This is a genomic window from Paenibacillus sp. D2_2, from assembly GCF_031199965.1.
Classification (GTDB): Bacteria; Bacillota; Bacilli; order Paenibacillales; family Paenibacillaceae; genus Fontibacillus.
This window is the reverse complement of sequence record NZ_CP133605.1, coordinates 837,141-855,695: the sequence shown is the minus strand read 5'-3', so window position 1 is coordinate 855,695 and position 18,555 is coordinate 837,141. Positions and strand designations below refer to the sequence as shown.

The 18,555-nt window shown below is 46.4% G+C and carries 13 protein-coding genes, 4 pseudogenes and 2 riboswitches; of the genes and pseudogenes, 8 read left to right on the top strand and 9 right to left on the bottom strand.

Translation table 11 applies throughout. The annotated features are described in order from the left end of the window. Positions 1-80: 80 nt before the first annotated feature. Positions 81-1,004: a DMT family transporter gene (locus RE628_RS04095; protein ID WP_309157535.1), complete on the bottom strand. Its 924-nt coding sequence runs from the start codon at positions 1,002-1,004 to the stop codon at positions 81-83. A gap of 127 nt (positions 1,005-1,131) precedes the next feature. Beyond that, positions 1,132-1,929, bottom strand: a complete 798-nt coding sequence (locus RE628_RS04090; RefSeq protein WP_375143040.1) for a sulfite exporter TauE/SafE family protein — start codon at positions 1,927-1,929, stop codon at positions 1,132-1,134. A 487-nt stretch (positions 1,930-2,416) separates the two neighbouring features. Between RE628_RS04090 and RE628_RS04085 the strand changes: the two genes are divergently transcribed. Next, positions 2,417-3,253, top strand: coding sequence for a sulfurtransferase (locus RE628_RS04085; protein WP_309157534.1), 837 nt, complete (start codon positions 2,417-2,419; stop codon positions 3,251-3,253). A 250-nt stretch (positions 3,254-3,503) separates the two neighbouring features. Here RE628_RS04085 and RE628_RS04080 read toward each other — a convergent pair whose 3' ends face one another. Together RE628_RS04080 and RE628_RS04075 are read right to left on the bottom strand one after the other, a co-directional pair. Beyond that, positions 3,504-3,824 (bottom strand): hypothetical protein, encoded by a 321-nt coding sequence (locus tag RE628_RS04080; RefSeq protein WP_309157533.1) that lies wholly within the window; start codon positions 3,822-3,824, stop codon positions 3,504-3,506. A gap of 65 nt (positions 3,825-3,889) precedes the next feature. Then, the gene (locus tag RE628_RS04075) at positions 3,890-4,174 is read right to left on the bottom strand and encodes a hypothetical protein (protein ID WP_309157532.1); all 285 of its coding nucleotides are present in this window, start codon (positions 4,172-4,174) and stop codon (positions 3,890-3,892) included. Between the two features lie 262 nt (positions 4,175-4,436). On the opposite strand from RE628_RS04075, the gene RE628_RS04070 reads away from it, so the two are divergent. The 3 genes from RE628_RS04070 (at position 4,437) to RE628_RS04060 (ending at position 8,645) form a co-directional block, all read left to right on the top strand. Beyond that, positions 4,437-6,395 carry a methyl-accepting chemotaxis protein gene (locus RE628_RS04070; protein WP_309159360.1) on the top strand — a complete coding sequence of 653 codons (1,959 nt, stop codon included), beginning with the start codon at positions 4,437-4,439 and terminating at the stop codon, positions 6,393-6,395. Positions 6,396-6,596: 201 nt separating this feature from the next. Further along, the gene (locus RE628_RS04065) at positions 6,597-7,328 is read left to right on the top strand and encodes a class I SAM-dependent methyltransferase (protein ID WP_309157531.1); all 732 of its coding nucleotides are present in this window, start codon (positions 6,597-6,599) and stop codon (positions 7,326-7,328) included. A 177-nt stretch (positions 7,329-7,505) separates the two neighbouring features. Next, entirely contained in the window at positions 7,506-8,645 is a 1,140-nt protein-coding gene (locus tag RE628_RS04060; RefSeq protein WP_309157530.1) for an amidohydrolase family protein, read from the top strand. A 9-nt stretch (positions 8,646-8,654) separates the two neighbouring features. Here the strand turns inward: RE628_RS04060 and RE628_RS04055 are convergent. Then, a pseudogene (locus RE628_RS04055) lies at positions 8,655-9,417 on the bottom strand (SDR family oxidoreductase). A 149-nt stretch (positions 9,418-9,566) separates the two neighbouring features. On the opposite strand from RE628_RS04055, the gene RE628_RS04050 reads away from it, so the two are divergent. Then, entirely contained in the window at positions 9,567-10,136 is a 570-nt protein-coding gene (locus RE628_RS04050) for a thymidine kinase (protein ID WP_309157529.1), read from the top strand. 68 nt (positions 10,137-10,204) lie between these two features. On the opposite strand, the gene RE628_RS04045 is transcribed toward RE628_RS04050, so the two are convergent. The 4 genes and pseudogenes from RE628_RS04045 to gcvT all read right to left on the bottom strand — a co-directional run bounded on the left by RE628_RS04045 (position 10,205) and on the right by gcvT (position 15,717). Next, positions 10,205-11,614, bottom strand: coding sequence for a deoxyguanosinetriphosphate triphosphohydrolase family protein (locus RE628_RS04045; protein WP_309157528.1), 1,410 nt, complete (start codon positions 11,612-11,614; stop codon positions 10,205-10,207). A gap of 167 nt (positions 11,615-11,781) precedes the next feature. Next, positions 11,782-13,239: an aminomethyl-transferring glycine dehydrogenase subunit GcvPB gene (gene gcvPB / locus RE628_RS04040; protein ID WP_309157527.1), complete on the bottom strand. Its 1,458-nt coding sequence runs from the start codon at positions 13,237-13,239 to the stop codon at positions 11,782-11,784. Then, positions 13,236-14,592: pseudogene (gene gcvPA / locus RE628_RS04035) on the bottom strand (aminomethyl-transferring glycine dehydrogenase subunit GcvPA). Before gcvPA ends, gcvPB begins: the two are co-directional and overlap by 4 nt. Beyond that, positions 14,589-15,717: pseudogene (gene gcvT / locus RE628_RS04030) on the bottom strand (glycine cleavage system aminomethyltransferase GcvT). Before gcvT ends, gcvPA begins: the two co-directional pseudogenes overlap by 4 nt. A gap of 226 nt (positions 15,718-15,943) precedes the next feature. Beyond that, positions 15,944-16,038: riboswitch (glycine riboswitch) on the bottom strand. A gap of 173 nt (positions 16,039-16,211) precedes the next feature. Continuing rightward, positions 16,212-16,320: riboswitch (glycine riboswitch) on the top strand. Positions 16,321-16,508: 188 nt separating this feature from the next. On the opposite strand from gcvT, the gene gcvH reads away from it, so the two are divergent. From gcvH to RE628_RS04015, 3 genes and pseudogenes are all read left to right on the top strand, one after another. Next, the gene (gene gcvH / locus RE628_RS04025; protein WP_309157526.1) at positions 16,509-16,901 is read left to right on the top strand and encodes a glycine cleavage system protein GcvH; all 393 of its coding nucleotides are present in this window, start codon (positions 16,509-16,511) and stop codon (positions 16,899-16,901) included. A gap of 176 nt (positions 16,902-17,077) precedes the next feature. Further along, a pseudogene (murI, locus tag RE628_RS04020) lies at positions 17,078-17,845 on the top strand (glutamate racemase); the annotation flags it as partial. A gap of 24 nt (positions 17,846-17,869) precedes the next feature. Next, positions 17,870-18,463, top strand: a complete 594-nt coding sequence (locus RE628_RS04015; protein ID WP_309159359.1) for a GNAT family N-acetyltransferase — start codon at positions 17,870-17,872, stop codon at positions 18,461-18,463. Positions 18,464-18,555 lie beyond the last annotated feature (92 nt).

Here is an 18,555-nt window from a genome sequence, read left to right as displayed (position 1 = left end):
CATCACCCTTCCTGGAATTAATCTCACCCTATCATATGCCTAGAGCAATTTAAGAGTGAGCCCGGAAGGGCGCTGATATATTACTGCCCTTGAATGACATTCTCTTGATTGACTTGGTCCGAAGGCGCGTCTTTACCATAACAAATAAATATCGCCACACCGCACAGTATAATAGCTCCAGCCCATAATTGGAGTGAGCTGAGCGCCTCTTTTAACAGCAGCCAGGCTAGTAAAGAAGCAAAGACCGGCTCCCCTAATACAGCCATGGATACGGCAGCTGCGCTAATATACTTCATCAGCCAATTGAACAGATAATGGCCAAATAGCGTAGGTACTACAGCCAGTAGTAGGAAAATCCCCCACTCTCTCGGCGCATAGCCTGTAAAAGGAATATGACGAACTAGGTTATACCCCGCTAGAAAAGTCGCTGCGATCGCGAAAACCCAGAAATTATAAACATAAGCGCTTAAGTTCTTAAGCAAATGCTTGCCGATTAACATATGCACTGCTACCGCGACTGTCCCAAGTAGGGACAGAATATCTCCGCGAATTGCCTCCTGCGATAACTGAAAATCTCCAATGCCGATCGCAATGGAGCCTGTAAGCGCGAGCCCCAGACCGATGAGCATAGCCCGATTAATTCGGGCACCGAACAGAAAGAACGACCCAAACATGACGATAATCGGCTCCAAAGTTAATATTACTGTCGAGCTGGCAACTGTCGTCAATTGTAGAGACCCCATCCACAGTAGAAAATGTAGCCCCAGCATGAGTCCCGACGAGATCAACATAAGCCATTGTCTGGAGGTTAGCTGAAGCATTTCTTTACGATACTTCCATAACAGAGGAAGCATAATCAGATTCGTAAGATATAATCTGTACATCCCGATAATAGATACCTCAGCACTAGACCAGCGCACAAAAATAGAAGAAAATGATATCGCTATGATGCCGATTATATAGAGTATTTCATACGAGACAGATGATTTAGCCCTGGAGTGCATGTTACGTCCCTCGATCCAAATTTATGTATAATTACATGTCAACACACCACATTATAGCGATACGTACTGGTCCCAGCAATTGATTTTTAACTACTGGGTGTCCAGCCTTATCCATGACTTACCCCATTCATGCAATAATACCCCACCAGATTTTTATGGCGGTCGCAGCGATCAGTACGGCTAATCCAACCCGAAGGTACTTCACGTTCAAGTGACGACTGACCCGAGTGCCGATTGGAGCTCCGAGAACACTACCGAGCACCGTAAACATCGTTGGTAGCAGCGGGATTCCTCCTCCGATGAGTTTGCCTGACACACCGCCAATCGCCGATATGAATACAATGGCAAGCGAAGATGCCACCGTAACTCGGGTAGGGATTTTCAATACAGTCAGCATGATGGGGATTAAAATGAAGGAGCCACCCGCTCCTACGATACCGGATACGATTCCGACCAAGAGAGCCGCAACCGATGCCGTAATAGGGTTATAGGATATCGCTTGAAGTTCCATATCTTCCCGGCCTCCCCGGTTTGGAACCATCATCAAGATAACTGCGATTACGGCCAGTACTCCGTATATGATATTGATCGTTTCGCTAGGCAAATATTTCGAGCTAATGCTACCTGCCAAGCTGCCGATCAGGATACTGATTCCCATATTGCTGATCAGCCCTTTATGCATTAAAGGCTTTTCGTTCTTGCTGAGCTTCTTGTACGCCAATACGCCAGCCAAAGACGAAAAGAAAACCTGAAACATGCTGATTCCCGATACTTCTTTTGCGGTAAAGCTACCTGCATGAAGCAAATCGGGAATGTAAAGTAGCAGCGGATAGTTAATAATCGCCCCTCCGATGCCTAGCAATCCAGAGAAAAAGGAACCTATCAGACCGATCAGAAACATAATGAAATATCCTGCTGTATCCACGTATGTATGCCTCCTAAGCTGCTCATAATATTTTGCATAACCAATATACGAATAGATCCGAATGCGTTATAATAAAATAAAACCAAGTAATTTAATAGGAAAAGAGGTGCGGGGTTGGCATGCTTAGCAAACTCAAATCTTTATTTCAGGACCGCTGTCCGGATTGTGATGAAAAGCTGCATGTCAAAGCGGATTCCCTTCGCTGCATCAAGAGTTGTCCCAACCAACATTATACCGAAGAGACATACTTTCACCTAAATATTCGTATCGTGTATCGAAGTTAAATTATTATAAACCGCAAACACTCCGAGGAAACGGAGTGTTTGTTTTTTCTTTATCTGCGTTCCAATCATACCGCCTCTTATTTATTATGTACAACATGTAACGTATGGCTGTCTGCACATGTTAACCCGGTTTATTTTTTCTTTGCTGCAAACGTTGTATACTGGCTTTATTCATTATTTCTAGAAGGCGGTGTTTTTCTATTATGAGCATTATCGTAAGCAAATCTTGGGTATTAGCACGGATGTACGAACCTGACGTGACGATTGTGGATTGTCGCTTTGAATTAGGACACCCCGAAACAGGACGGAAAGCTTATGAAGAGGAGCATATACCCGGTGCGGTCTACCTGGATCTTGAACAAGACCTCTCCTCTCCAGTAAGTGAGCACGGTGGACGCCATCCTCTTCCCGATCCGGAACAGCTAAGCCGGACTCTGGCTAAAATCGGCATAACGCCTGAAACGAGAATTATTGCCTATGACGACCAAGGTGGAATGTATGCCTCACGATTATGGTGGCTACTGAGCTATTTAGGACATAAGCAGGCCTATATTATGAACGAAGGCTTCACGGCCTGGAAGCATGCAAACTATCCAGTGACCGCCGATCAGCCGATCCGCGTGCCTGCAAGCTATACATATAGCCTGCATCCCGAAATGCTTGCCAGCATGGATGAGGTACGAAACGTAGCTGGTCATAATGAGGTGATCGTCATTGATTCGCGCGATCCACGCCGCTATCAGGGGTTAGAGGAAACGATTGATACAGCAGCTGGCCATATTCCAGGAGCGAAGAATAAGTTCTGGAAACTACTCGTGGATCAGAACGGGAAATGGATTCCTTCTGATCGGCTTGCGGAGCATTATAAGGAGTTTCCTGCCGACAAGGAAATTATCGTATACTGCGGTTCAGGTGTCTCAGCTTGTCCGAATTTCATTGGTCTGAAGGAAGCGGGATATGAGAAAGTAAAGCTGTATGCGGGAAGCTGGAGCGATTGGATTAGTTATGAGGGGAATCCGGTAGCGACGGGAGAGGAGTAAGAGGCGAGAGGCCTTAGCGGACGCGGGTGCCCCATCGGCAGGCCCGCGGGCTCTTACTGTAAGCCCTAGTACTTGTCCTTTCAAACCACAATAATTCAAATTATGAACTGGCCGTATTATTGAGGCCTTGTTGAGATATTGAATTCTTTAGAAAAACAAATTTAACCCCGACGAAAAAAAGCCGCCATACTTATGGCGGCAACTAATTTTATGAATTACACTCATAAAAATCACTCTAGAAAATCGGGACTTATTTCATTTTCTCCGCTCCGATCATCAGTCCGGTGTCACCGGGGTTCAGAAGATAAATTGCCGAAATCCCCCAGTTATTCTCATAGGGCCAGCTCTCTTTCTCAATGATCAGAGTAGCCTTCCCGATATCTATCGTTTCGCCAGAGGCAACTAGCGGATAATCAAACGATACCTCCACCTTGTCAGAAGATAACGATTTTGTTGCCATCTCGGTTACGGGTCCCATATGGGGACTGGATCCGCCAGTTACCCAGAAGTGGTCTGCGAATTGCTGCTTCGTGCTCTGCTGCAAAGCTGGTGACATAACAGCATACTGCATTGGACCGCTCCTCTTCTGTACTCCGCGTATCCAAGTTTTCGCCGCATCCTCCGGAGAGTCCGCCCTCAATGCATTCTGAAAGCCATCAACCTGCTGGACCAATTTGCTCTCTTGGGGAGTGATACATAAATACTGTTATCTTTGTATGTAACCTCACCCTTTAACTGCTCTACGATCGCACGAAGCGAGACCATGGCCGTTCCGTTCTCTATTTTCAGCTTAAAAAAAGATTCAGCAAATTCAGCATTATTAATAAAAATACGTGTACCGGCTTTCATTGCCAAGGCAGAACCTGATAAAAGTACAAATACCGAACAAGCAGCTATCAGTATTCTAAATCTCCTCTTCATCTACCTAACACCCACCTTTTCCATATTAATATATCCACTAAGATTATAAATCAAGTCGGTCAACGCAGAGTTGACAGGCGGGTTACATACTGGAAACATTTTCAGAATTTATTCAGCTCAGTTTAATGGTTCTCTCATTTAAGCAATCTATAATCAGATAACAGATTATAGATATATGAAGGAGGCATCCTAGTTGGACCCAACAGTAAAATCACCACATAAAAAATTCAGATTTAAATTTGTCTCAGTCAGAAACAAATTAATGTTATCGTTCATGCTGATCCTTTTGCTTCCCAGCCTGGCAATTGGGAGTTTCGCTTACATAACCGCGAAGAACAAAGTCGATGATCAACTGCAGAACATGGCCACGACCGACATTGCTCTCGTCGATCAATTGATTAATCAATACATAACTTCGAAAATTTCGGACATTGATATTTTATCACAGCAGCTATCCTCGCTGTCAGCTAACGACGAGCAGTTAAATCTATATACACAAAACCACCCCGAGGTGGAATCGATCTCGATGATCCAAGGCAGCGGACAGTACCTTTACTCTCCCAGCAACATAAAGCTGGCCGAAGATTACAATCCGAAGGAAAGTACTTATTATAAACAAGCGATGGAGAGTAAAGGTAGAGTTATCATTACTGAGCCTTACACATCTACAGAGACGGGAAACACGGTTATCGCCTTGGCAAAAGCAACAGACAACGGTCAGTCCGTCGTCGCGATCGTGCTAGATTTATCTGACCTCGGACAAATCGTGAGCGATGTAAAAGTCGGAGAAAATGGCTTTGTCATTATTTTCAGCTCGAAAGGAGCCACCGTTGTGCCTCCTCCTTGGGGAGCTGGTGATTCTAGTAAACCAGCGGCCAAAGAAGCCGGAGCGCCTTCTGAAGATGACGCGATAGAACAACCAGAATTGATATTTAGCGGTGAGTCGGGACAAATCGAACAAGTAACTCCCGATGGCGATAAGCGCCTCTTAATCTACATTACAAATCCATTGACTGGTTGGAAAATAGCCGGCGATCGCTCTCCGATCGAGGTTACGAATACAGCCGCACCTATTTTTAACAATACAGTAATTGTCATCATCATATCCACGATCGCTGGAGCTATCTTGGTGTTCTCCATCATTCGTTCGATTACCAAGCCGCTCAGAGCTTTATCGGATACTGCTAGAATCATCAGTCGTGGAGATTTAAGCCAAAGGGTAGATGTGAGATCGCAGGATGAATTCGGAGAGCTGGGCGCTTCCTTTAACCGCATGGTAGATTCGCTCGGTTCGGTGGTATCTGAAGTAACTAATTCTGCCAATCAATTGGCTGCTTCATCAGAGCAACTGACAGCTAGCGCTGGACAGACCGTATCGGCTACGCAGCATATCGTAGGCGCTGTCGAGCAGATGGCCGAGGGGGCTAAAAAGCAGGTGATCTTGGTTGATGACAGCTCGCACACGATCCATGACATGTCACAAAAAATAGAGCAAATAGCCGCAAGTGCGCGCACAGCAGCGAATACATCTGAGCAGGTGGCGATCAAATCGACGGAAGGCGGGCAAGCCGTTCAAAACGCCGTACAGCAAATGAGCTCCATCAGCGGCTCAGTTACAGGATTATCAGAGGTCATTAACCGCTTAGTCCAGACATCATTGGAGATTGGGCAAATTATTGAGGTCATCTCAGAAGTTTCCCAGCAAACTAATCTGCTCTCGTTGAACGCCTCCATTGAGGCGGCGAGAGCTGGAGAACAGGGACGTGGATTTGCCGTAGTTGCCGGAGAAGTAAGGAAGCTAGCCGAGCAGTCAGCGAAATCGACGGAGCAAGTCACTTCTCTGATCGCCGCAATTCGCAATGAAATCGGTAATGTAGAGAAATCAATGTGCTCGGCTACAAATGAAGTAAGCGCAGGTATGAACGTCGTACAGACGGCGGGCACGCTGTTCTCCGAAATTGAGCGTTATGTTGATGAAGTGAATAACCAAGTACGTGGCGTATCGATCACGGCCGAGCAAGTTGCTCTAGGCACTAATCAGATCGTAACAGCGATTGATGATATTTCTCACGTATCTCAAACAACTTCTGCAAAATCGGATACCGTATCTGCCGCAACGGAAGAGCAGCTGGCTTCCATGGAAGAGATATCTTCTTCTTCGTCCTATCTGACCCGTATGGCAACAGAACTACAAGCGTTAGTAGACAATTTTAAAATTTAAAGCCATAGTGACAGAACAATTAGAGTCAACATTTACCTAGACAAAAATCTCTCTGATATGGTTAAGTTGAGTCATCTAAAGGAAAGCGAGTGGTGGCAATGAGTGGTTTATACCTATTTTCGATGCGATTTAATATTAGGGGCACAGAGGTATAATTTAATTGTCCTCATTACCTCTGTGTCACATTAATGGAGGTATAACATGAATAATCAAAACAACAAATATAGCGGTAATTTTTATGAGGAAATTGGAGACTTCTTGGGTGAAAGTTATTTGAATTACGGCTTTACGAAGGGCACGCTTCAAGAAGTTGATTTTCTGATCGAACATATGGAACTGCGAACTGGGGATTCAATCCTTGATATAGGATGTGGTCCGGGTCGACATAGTCTGGAGTTGGCACGTCGTGGTATTATACCAACAGGTATTGATATTACTTCTTCATTTATTGAACTAGCTCAGAAAAGAGCTGCAGAGGAAAATTTGAATGCGACGTTCATGGTGGCAGATGCCCGTCATGTACCCTTGTCTCAACAATTTGATAGTGCTATTTGTCTGTGTGAAGGAGCTTTTGGCTTAGCAGGTGATGATGAGGGACATAGACAGATATTACGAGAAATTCATCGTTTGTTACGGCCCCAGGCACTTTTTACTTTAACAGCTATTAACGTCTTGAACGTTGCTCGGACTAACGAAAGTATCGATGCTTACACAAGTACCTCAAGTACCAAAGAGACGATCACTAACTCTAAAGGAGACACCAAGGAAGTTGATATTTACACAACAGCTTTCACATTCCGTGAACTAAAGCTTCTTCTTGAAGGATCAGGATTTGAGGTATTAGACGGATATGGCTGTATAGCCGGCAACTTTAGTACAAAGCGGTTATCTGTAAATGACATTGAGATAATGATTACTGCAAGACGAATATAATGGACAGGTAAAGGCTGTAATAGGTTAGGAACAAGTGACCTATTACAGCCTTTTCTATAGCTTCTTAGAGTTACATAAGAAAGCTACCAATATATTGATTTACAAATATTACTAGATCAAGGTATATTATATTCAATTTAAACAACGTTCCCTACAAGAAAAATAGGAGGGTTTACGATGAGTACGAGACTGAATCCGAAGAAGGCTGGTCTAGCTTTGTTGGTAATCTGCTGCATCGTCATAATCGCCATGGTACTGTTAAGCAGCACACGCTATTGGCCATTTGAGAGAGCAGGAACAACTGAGGCGGATCCCATTAAAGAAGTAGCTGATCGCGTGTCGAAGCTGAAGCAAGCCGGGGACACTCCAACACTTGAGCAGCTTGTCGATGCTTTCCAGCCCCTGGAATTAGTCGACATACATAACCACGATGCCTCTGGCGCGCGTTATTCTTCGATGCTAAATGTCTGGAAAAAAGATTATATCGACAAAGTCGTTCTCTTCGGTGACGTGTCTGAGCCAAGTGCGATCGGGACAGATTCTGTCTCTTGGTCAGCCTATCAAAAATCGCCTGATCAATTTCTCCCCTTCTTCTCAGGCTTCGACCTTCATGACAAGAGAAGTCTAGACGTCATCCGCAACAATCTCGAGCAAGGTTATTTTGGCCTTGGCGAAATTGCCGCTGCCTCGACCTACTCACCTGTGGTATCCAAAGTCGCTTGGAAGGCCTCAGATCCCATGGATGGGTTCCTACCCGAGATTTACGACCTCATTGCTACTTATAACGCACCAATATTACTTCACATCGACCCACCGAGTGGTTATCCGGTTCTCAAGCTGGAGGAAGCTCTGGAGGCTCATCCGAACACCATTTTCATCTTCGGTCATATGAACGCCTACAACTCACCAGAGGAGATTGATCGACTACTCGCAAAGCACCCGAATCTGTATGCTGACTTCTTCGCCGGGTTCTCCGTCTATAATCCCGAAGGAGGCGGACATCCTGAGACCTTTATAACGATTATGAAGAAGTACCCGGATCGCTTTATGCTCAGTACCGACTCCGGTTATGGCATTGAGAGCGAGCAACAAGCCATTGACGCGATGTATCGAATCCTGTACCTGATCGACAATCCGGAGCTGGCAAAGAAGATTGCGCATGACAATATGATGGCTCTCATCCAGGCCCAGCCGGCAACGAAGACGCAGCTGTCTTCCATTCAGAAGTTGGCGACTGACAGCGGAGAGACTTATGACTATGGCAAAATGACGAAGCTGGAAGCAGGTAAGATACTGGCCGATGCCAACAAAGAATGATGACACTAATTACAGATGAGATCCGCCGCTTGCATCAATGAACTGACCTGTTATCCAACGGCTGTCTGATGAAGCAAGAAAAGCAGCAATATCCGCAATATCTTCTGGCTCCCCCACCTGTTAAAGGTTGAGAGGCTAGCAGCATATTTCTGTCCATTCGGATTTTGTAGCGTCCCAGCATTCATCTCTGTATTAATAATACCAGGCTGAATAGCGTTCACTGTGATATTACGTTCCCCAAGTTGCTGAGCGAGGGTGTGCGTAAGTACGTCAATCGCTCCCTTAGACATACTGTATGTGAAAACGCCAGGGGAGGCTATTCGTGTGACAAATGATGAGATATTGATAATGCGCCCTCCATCTTTCAGACGCGGTAACGCTTGTTGGGTTACAAAAAATGGAGCTTTAACATTCATGTTCATGACCTCATCGTAAGACTCTTCCGTGGCCTCTTCTAAGGTTAAAATTTGACCGATTCCGGCATTATTTACTAGGATATTAAGCTGATTGCCGCCTGTACGTTCCTGAAGCGACTCATCCAATAACGTATATAAGTCATTAATGCCGTTAAGGGTTCTTAAGTCAGCGCCGACCGCGAATGCGGATCCTCCAGCTTGTTCGATCTTATAAACTACTTCTTCAGCTTCATTCTGCCTGGTCCCATAGTGTACTGCGACTAATGCGCCCTCCAGTGCTAGACGTAAGGCAATGCCACGACCAATCCCCGACTCGCACCAGTTACTAGAGCAATTTTATTATCTAATTTACCCATTTCTTCATCTCCTTGTTTGGAATTCATGTCTATTTATATCACAAGGCGATATTGGAAATGTTGCTCTCTCATTCGGCATTCAAATAGCCTATTAATATATGATAGAATAATCATAGTTAAGATACGAACTAGAGAAAGGGCGTCATAGATTGGCACAGTTATTTTTCAAATATGGGGCAATGAACAGTGGTAAATCGATTGAAATTTTGAAGGTGGCCCACAATTACGAAGAACAGAACAAACCAGTGCTTATTTTCACTCCCAATGTCGACGATCGAGATGAGGTCGGCTTCGTTTCCTCCAGGATCGGGTTGCGCCGACAGGCCTTACCGGTAAGCACGGATACAGACATATTTGGAATTGTAAAAAACCATACCCCGCGACTTTACTGCGTGCTGGTGGACGAATGCCAGTTCTTGAGTGAAGCGAGTATTAAGCAATTAGTCCGAATCGTCGACGAGTTGGACGTTCCCGTGATGGCATTCGGGCTGAAGAATGATTTCCAAAATCAGCTGTTCGAGGGTAGCCGTCAGCTGCTCATCTACGCGGATAAAATCGAAGAAATGAAGACAATCTGCTGGTTCTGTGCACGTAAGGCGACGATGAATTTGCGAGTGGAGAACGGAAAACCCGTCTATACCGGCGAGCAAATTCAAATCGGCGGCAACGAATCCTATTACCCGGTTTGCCGTAAATGTCACACCAACCCACCGCTGTAGCAAGATACAACCGCATTAGTTTCGTTACAGATGATAAAAGCGGCCGGCATTTACGCCGGCCGCTTTATTTAATCCATCTCGTATATCGTTCCTACCTTAAGACCATACAGCTCATTGTAGATCTTCTCCGCATAAGCATCCGTCATGCCCGCGATATAATCGATAATCATATGCTCCCAGGTCCATATCGGCTTCTCTCTCGCCTGATCGCGATCAAAGCGGCGAAGCCAGTCGCCAGGGATAATCGATTTAGACGTCTCTGGATCAACGAAAGCATCCCATAACCGCTTGACTACCCAAGCACTGCGCTTCTGCAGTCGTTGCACCCGCAAGTCACGTATCATCGTCACCCAAGCGAAGCTTTTTAACACGCTTACCGTACGTAGCATATCCTCGTCCTCCTGGCCTTCCTTGACGAACGTCACCTTTTGCCAGTTACCGTCAGAGATGACGCCAAGACTGGAGACAAATAGACTAACCCAGTACGCCTTGACCTCACGGCGCGTCCGGGATTGGTCCTGATCACAAGTCGGCATTTTCTCATTCCAGACCCGCAAGAACGAGTCAAGTACCTCCTCGACCTTGACTTGGATCAAATCCGGCGTCCAGCCACCCCAGAAAGGATCCTCCAAAGTCATGATTTTCTCGACAATCAACCTCTGAATATGCGAATCCTTGAGAAAATGCTCATGCACCTCGATTTTACCCGCTTTGATTCCGTCCTCAAGATCATGTGCCGAATAAGCGATATCGTCACATAAGTCCATCAACTGCGCTTCGAACGTTTTTTCACCCTCCGGAATGCCCCAGCTATCGCGGATGTAGGAAATATACTCCCACTCGTGCAAATAAAGGCCCTTTTTGTTAACAGTACCGGGATAAGGGTATTTATTCGTCCCGAGCAACACCGCGTCGGACAAATTAAGACCGTCGATATTTTCCCGTTTCTCCAGGAACATCATCAGCCGGAAATTGTGGGCGTTACCTTCGAAATGCTCGTACTTCTGGCGGATAGCTGCTTGTACCCGTTGTTCTTCGTCGGGAGTAGGGCTTGTGTTCTTCAAAGCCTGTCTGACCTTGTCTTCCACCAACTTCTCTAATATATCGTCCAGCACTTCTTCGCCTTTATGACCAAACGGAGGATGCCCGAAATCGTGGCAGATCGCCGCGCACTCCACAACCTCCGGGTCGATAATCAGTCCGGGATGGTCAGCCCGTTCCGCAGCGACATCCGGGTAAGAGCGAAGTAGGCTACGCGCCGCTTCCCGAGCAATTTGCGCCACCTCCAATGAATGTGTCAACCGAGTCCGATAATAATCTCCGGTCCCTGCCCCGAATACCTGTGACTTACCTTGCAGCCGACGGAAGGTCGGCGAATGGATCAGCCGCGAATAGTCACGTTCAAAGGTCGCACGGCTCTTTTCCTGCCCGATATTGTCCGGATACTGCCGATGCTCCCTCAATTCCTGGATATTCATAGTTGTATGCCCCCTTCGTTTCTTTCCTCTATTTATGTTATTGTAGCCACCACAACGCGAAACTTAAAGCGACAATATAAAAACAGTTTAGGATTAATGAAAAAAAGCCCAGGACACCTTATCCGATATGTCGGATAGGTTACTCGGGGCATTTGGTGTTATTTAATTTAATTGCACGCGCAATTCAATACAGGCTTCCGTGCGGCCCCCGTTTCGTCCAGTCGCTTGACGTCTGTATAATGCGGTGCTCGGAGCAGGAGCTCAGGCTGCTCCTTCGCTTCCTGTGAGATCTGGATCATAACATCGATGAAGCGATCTAGCGTTTGCTTACTCTCTGTTTCTGTAGGCTCGATCATCATGCATTCCTCAACATTAAGTGGGAAATAGATGGTTGGCGGATGGAAGCCAAAGTCGAGCAGGCGCTTGGCAACATCAAGAGTGCGCACGCCATAATGCTTTAAGCTCTTGCCTGACATAACAAATTCGTGCTTGCACACGCCTGGATATGGAATATCGTAATAAGGTGCTAGGCGGTGCATCATATAGTTGGCGTTCAATACAGCACATTCTGACACACGACGTAATCCCTCTGGACCATAGGTACGAATATAAACATAGGCGCGTAGAAGAATACCGAAGTTACCATTGTATGCTTTTACTCGACCAATGGACAATGGCGATCCTTGATCGAAGCCGTATGATCCATCCTCAAGCTTCAACACCGTTGGAGAAGGAAGGAATGGAATCAGATTGCTCTTCACACCGACAGGTCCAGCCCCTGGGCCACCGCCACCATGCGGCGTACTCATCGTCTTATGCAAATTCAGATGTACGACATCAAAGCCCATGTCACCTGGGCGGGTAATTCCCATGATTGCATTGGAGTTTGCACCGTCATAATACAGCAACCCACCAGCCTCATGAACGATGCTCGCGATCTCGACGATATGCTCCTCGAACAATCCCAGCGTACTCGGATTCGTAAGCATCAGTGCAGCTGTATCCGGTCCGACGGCAGCTTTCAGTGCATCTAAGTCGACGAATCCTTGCTCATTAGACGGTATTGTAATCGTATCAAGGCCTGCCACGGTAGCACTGGCTGGATTCGTACCGTGTGAGGAATCAGGGACAATTACTTTTGTCCGTTGCTCACCTTGGCTCTCATGATAGGCACGAATCATCATTAATCCTGTCCATTCACCATGAGCACCGGCAGCAGGTTGAAGCGTAACCTTATCCATACCTGTTAGGACAGCAAGATCCTCCTGCAACGTATACATCAGCTCTAAAGCACCTTGCACAGTGCTTATCGGCTGATAAGGGTGAATGGCTGAGAGTCCCGTCAGCCTAGCAGCATCCTCGTTAATCTTCGGATTATATTTCATCGTACAAGAGCCAAGCGGATAGAAGCCATTATCAACGCCGAAGTTGCGGCGGGACAAGGCTGTGTAATGCCTGATTACATCCACCTCGTACACTTCAGGGAGCTCCGCTTCCTGACTGCGCAGCATGGAGGTTGGGATGAGCTCATGAAGCTCGATCTCCGGAACGTCACATTCCGGCAAGGAATAAGCAGTACGTCCAGGATGGCTTAGTTCAAATATTAACGCTTGTTCCGCTTTCATACACAGCTCACCTCCAACAAGTCTATAAATTGTTCGATGTCCGATTTGGATTTCTTCTCGGTGACGGCGATGAGCATATGTCCTGCAAGCTCAGGATAAAAGCGAGCAATATCCAAGCCGCCGATATATCCATTATCAAGGAGAAGGGTATGAAGCCGATCGATATCGGTACCTTGCGGCAATCGGACGACGAATTCATTGAAATAAGGTGCTTGGAAAGCAAGTGAAATCTGCTCCTTGCTACTAATCTGTGCAGCAGCATAATGAGACTTTTGTACATTCAGCTTCGCGACCTCTTGGATTCCCTTCTTACCCATCACCGACATATAGATAGAGGCGGCAAGTGCAAGTAGCGCTTGATTGGAACATATGTTGGATGTCGCTTTCTCCCTGCGAATATGCTGTTCTCTCGCTTGAAGTGTTAGAACGAATCCGCGCTTGCCGTCCAAGTCCTTCGTGAGTCCGACGATTCTTCCAGGGATTCGCCGCATATATGGTTCCGCTACCGCGAAGAAGCCGCATGTTGGTCCACCAAATGAAGGAGCGATGCCAAGTGGCTGCGCATCTCCGACGCATACGTCGACGCCAAGCTTGCCCGGACTCTCCAGCAGCGCCAGGCTTAACGGGTTCGTACTCATCACTAGCAAGCCTTTATGTGCATGGGCAATTGGCTCGATCGCACATACATCTTCAATGCAGCCGAAGAAATTCGGCGATTGGATAAGCAAGGCAGCCGTGTCGCTCGTAACAACACGCTTCAGTTCCTCGAATGTCAGTAACGCCATCCTTATATCCAATCTCAACGACTTCAACATGAAGCCCTCGAGCCATCGTACGAACGATCTGCCGTGCTTCAGGATGGACGGTACTGGATATGACCAGCTGCTTGCGCTTCGTCGCACCAACCGCTAGGGCTCCAGCTTCAGCGAGAGCTGTTGCTCCATCATACATGCTTGCATTGGCAACAGCCATACCCGTCAATTCGCAAATATAGGATTGAAACTCGAAAATCGCTTGCAATTCCCCTTGGCTAATTTCAGGCTGATAGGGAGTATAGGCTGTATAAAATTCGGATCTAGAAATAAGATGCTGGATCACAACCGGTATATGATGGTCATAGATTCCTGCACCGAGAAAGCTCGTATGACTCTCACTGTCTGCATTGCGTGCAGCAAGCTGCTTCATATGCTTCATCATTGCTGCCTCATCTAACGCTTCAGACATAGGCAGTACTCCATTGTATCGAATGGAGGCTGGTATATCGCGGAATAACTCCTCAATCGAAGAGATACCAATCTGTTGCAGCATATCGACTTGATCTTGCTCCGTCATCGGAATATAACGATGCTTCATGATGGATTCGCTCCTTTGGCAGGGATCGGATTGCGTTTATAGAATGGGGTGGAGACAATGCGGGCTTTCAGTTGCTTGCCGCGAATCTCGACCAGGATTTCTGTATCAAGCTCGGAAAATGAGGCTTCAATAAGGGCAAGTCCTAAATTGCGCTTTAATGTTGGTGATTGGGTGCCTGTCGTAACTTCGCCAATAACGCGCCCATCGGCTAGCACAGGATAATGCGAACGAGGAATGCCTTTGTCAATCATTTCAATACCGACCAGTTTCCTAGCTGGCCCTTCGGTCTTCTGCTTAGTGAGGGACTCTCGGCCGATGAAATCGCCCTTATCCAGCTTGACGAACCGGGTAAGTCCGGCTTCAAGCGGTGAAATGTCAGCTGTAATCTCTTGCCCGTACAGCGGAAGACGTGCCTCGAAGCGCAGCGTGTCTCTTGCCCCGAGTCCTGCCGGCAGCAAGCCGAACGGCTCGCCCGCACGAAGCAGCTCTATCCATACATGCGCAGCATCATCTGCGGACAAATAGAGCTCGAAACCATCCTCGCCTGTGTAGCCTGAACGAGACAGCAAAGTTGATACGCCACATATCTGTGTTTCCGCTAGGAAATGAAAAGGGGCGAGTGAATCAATAGCCACATCTGTGACTGCAGAGAGAATGGATTGAGCATTCGGTCCCTGAAGGGCAAGTAATGCAGTACGATCCGATACATTGGTCAAGTTCACGTCATCGATCAGATGCTTCTGCAACCATTCATAGTCTTTGTCGATGTTAGATGCATTCACAACAAGCATGTACCTGGTCACTCTTCATTTGATAAATGAGGATGTCATCGACAACGCCTCCATCGGGATAGCACATGAGTGTATATTGTGCTCTGCCATCCTTAAGCCGTGATACATCATTCGTTGTCATCTGTTCTAGATACGTCAGGGCAGCAGGTCCGCTTACGATAAACTCACCCATATGGGAGACATCGAATAATCCAGCATGGGTACGAACCGCCTCATGCTCACGCTGGATTCCGATGAATTGAACAGGAAGCTCCCAGCCGCCGAAGTCAATGCATCGTGCTCCCGAGAATGCAGAATATTGATCAAATATTGGTGTTCTCTTTAATTGACTCATGATTCACCTCGACACGTTATTTGGACTAACCATGAAAATAAGAAAACAAAAGGACAGGCGAGAGAAAGCGGTTGCAAAACAACCTCTTATTCTCTCGCTCTGTCCTTTGTACCTGAGAGTGTCGCCGAAATTCCGCAAACATGATCGTTTGCTTTCCGTGTCTCACTTCGGCTTTCCCCTTGGGTGACTGTATTCGATATGTGAATAACAGTACTCTCCAGAGATGCGTCCGGTAAAAGTCCTTTTGCCTGAGAGATTCACCCCTAAGGGTTTACTCCTTCGGCGCTGCTATGATTCAGCAGTCTCTCCCTTTACCATCATTCGCCATTTTCAAATGTCAACTCTACATTAGTTGAGATTTCCACTCTTTGTCAATTGATATTTTCTTCACATTTGATTTCATCGCTTGTCATTGACAATCGAACATATCTTGCCATAATCTAATGTTATATTTACCCATATTTAAGCAACCTCTATTAATCGTAATTCGCGAACGAGAAAGGTCGGGAGAGCTCGACAATGATCATCGTCGACACCGAAGGAGCAAGTTGCCAGCTGCCGATTGGCAACGAATCTCTCAGGTCCCAGAACCGCCATTCTCAAGCAACTCTGGAGAGTGCATATTTGTTGCCACCAAAGGGGTAAGTTCCTCCACTGACGTGGAGGGACGGAAACTCTCAGGTACCAAGGACAGAGAATAAGGCGCTAAGGCCGTACTCTGTCCATATATTATGCTCTCAATTGGACAGATGGCCTAATGGATTACATTATGAATGAAATGGGGCTTTGACATGAGTGAAGTGAAGGATGGATTGTTGTACAGCGAGGACCATGAATGGGTAATCGCAATTGAAGGCAGCACAGTTCGAGTTGGCATTACAGATCATGCTCAATCTCAACTGGGAGACATTGTATTTATTGAGTTCCCAACGGTTGGAGCAGCCTGGTCTGCCGGAGACAGTATGGGCTCCATCGAATCGGTGAAGACGGTTTCCGAACTGTACTGTCCAGTTAGTGGAACTGTAACGAAGCTGAATGAACAATTGGAAGCGTCTCCAGAACTGGTGAACAACAGCCCATATGAAGATGGCTGGATTGCAGAGCTTGAAGTAGAAGGCAGCATTGAAGAAGCTGTGAAGCATTTGTTGAATGCGGAGCAATATTCGGAGCTGATTGATAAATAGAAGGATGAAGTAGGTTTATAGAATAGGAACCTGCTGTATCGGTGTAACGCTGGTATAGTGGGTTTTTTTTCATCTGTAACGTGAAAAATTTCGACAGGATTCTCCGAGAAAAAGTAGTACAATATAAGCATCGACAACTAGAAGTTACATGCTAAATAGAATGCAAGGTGAACGGTATGACTATCGCTTTTTTTGATTCGGGAGTTGGTGGAATTACGGTATTAGCGGAAGCCATGAAGCAGCTACCACATGAACAATATTTATTCTATGCCGATACCCTCCATGTTCCATACGGGACGAAGACGAAATCTGAAGTAATGTGCCACGTGCAATCCGCTGTAGAAGAAATTATGCAGAACAATGTGAAAGCTCTTGTCATTGCCTGCAATACTGCGACGAGCATTGCTGCAAATGAATTAAGAAGCAAGTACGACATTCCGATCATTGGAATGGAACCAGCAGTCAAGCCGGCTGTGGAAATGAATCGCAGCAACGGCAAGCGAGTACTGGTATTCGCAACGGCCCTAACATTGAGTCAAGACAAGTATCATACGTTAGTGACTCGTATTGATGAAGAACATATCGTAGATTCGATTCCTTTACCGGAATTGGTAGAATACTGCGAGAGCCTAAACTTTGATAAGAGGGTGATCGGAGACTATTTCGCTCATAAACTTGCCGGACTTGATCTAGACCAATATGGAACGATCGTGCTGGGATGTACGCATTATCCTTATTACAAGCACATATTGAGAAACATTGTGCCCGCCCATATTCAACTCATAGATGGGAGCCGCGGAACGGTACAGCGCTTAATGCGAGTATTACACGAGAAGCATATTGATCAGCGATCTCATCTAACCGCAGGCCCTTCTATTCGATTCTTGTGCTCAAGCCATGAACAGCATTACTTAGACAAATTAAAGACCGCACTTTATACCTATCAAACCTTCGGGGAATGGATACGAATGAACAACCAATTGTTCGAGCTGACGGGGAGCAGTGCTAAGCTGATCCCTATGCTTCCTGAACATAAGGAAGCTTTATATGAAGCAGCATGTCATCCTGAAATATGGCACTATTTACCGCGCACGATCCGTAGTCTCACCGATGCAGAACGGACAATTGATGAAGCTGTTCTGAACCGTGAGAAAGGGACCGAGTATCCATTCGTTGTCATCGACCAGCTTACAGGCCAAATTATCGGCGCAACAAGAATCATGAATATGTCTGCCCTGCATCGCAATGTGGAAATAGGAGGCTCCTGGTATCATCCCTCTGTATGGCGTACCAGAATTAATACGGAGTGCAAATATATGCTGCTGCAGTACTGCTTCGAGCAGCTATATACAATTCGTGTTCAGTTGACGGCAGATGTACGTAATGAGCGCTCGAATCGTGCCATTCAACGGTTAGGAGCTGTTTATGAAGGAAGATTACGCCGTCATCGGGTAATGGAGGACGGATATATTCGTGACTCAAATGTGTACAGTATTACCGATGAGGAGTGGCCGCTGGTGAAGGAGAAGCTCGAACAATATTTGCATCAAGTGTATGTATAAGTTATTTCGCTAATAAGTCATAACCACCCGTCAAACGGGTGTCAAAGACAAACGAGCCTCTAGAATCGTTTCTAAGGCTCGTTTGTCACATT

Coding starts and splice junctions, on each gene's coding strand:
- RE628_RS04095 (WP_309157535.1), bottom strand. CDS start 1,004: ATGCACTCCAGGGCTAAATCATCTGTCTCGTATGAAATACTCTATATA.
- RE628_RS04085 (WP_309157534.1), top strand. CDS start 2,417: ATGAGCATTATCGTAAGCAAATCTTGGGTATTAGCACGGATGTACGAA.
- RE628_RS04080 (WP_309157533.1), bottom strand. CDS start 3,824: ATGCAGTATGCTGTTATGTCACCAGCTTTGCAGCAGAGCACGAAGCAG.
- RE628_RS04075 (WP_309157532.1), bottom strand. CDS start 4,174: ATGAAGAGGAGATTTAGAATACTGATAGCTGCTTGTTCGGTATTTGTA.
- RE628_RS04070 (WP_309159360.1), top strand. CDS start 4,437: ATGTTATCGTTCATGCTGATCCTTTTGCTTCCCAGCCTGGCAATTGGG.
- RE628_RS04065 (WP_309157531.1), top strand. CDS start 6,597: ATGAATAATCAAAACAACAAATATAGCGGTAATTTTTATGAGGAAATT.
- RE628_RS04060 (WP_309157530.1), top strand. CDS start 7,506: ATGAGTACGAGACTGAATCCGAAGAAGGCTGGTCTAGCTTTGTTGGTA.
- RE628_RS04045 (WP_309157528.1), bottom strand. CDS start 11,614: ATGAATATCCAGGAATTGAGGGAGCATCGGCAGTATCCGGACAATATC.
- gcvPB (WP_309157527.1), bottom strand. CDS start 13,239: ATGAAAGCGGAACAAGCGTTAATATTTGAACTAAGCCATCCTGGACGT.
- gcvH (WP_309157526.1), top strand. CDS start 16,509: ATGAGTGAAGTGAAGGATGGATTGTTGTACAGCGAGGACCATGAATGG.
- RE628_RS04015 (WP_309159359.1), top strand. CDS start 17,870: ATGAACAACCAATTGTTCGAGCTGACGGGGAGCAGTGCTAAGCTGATC.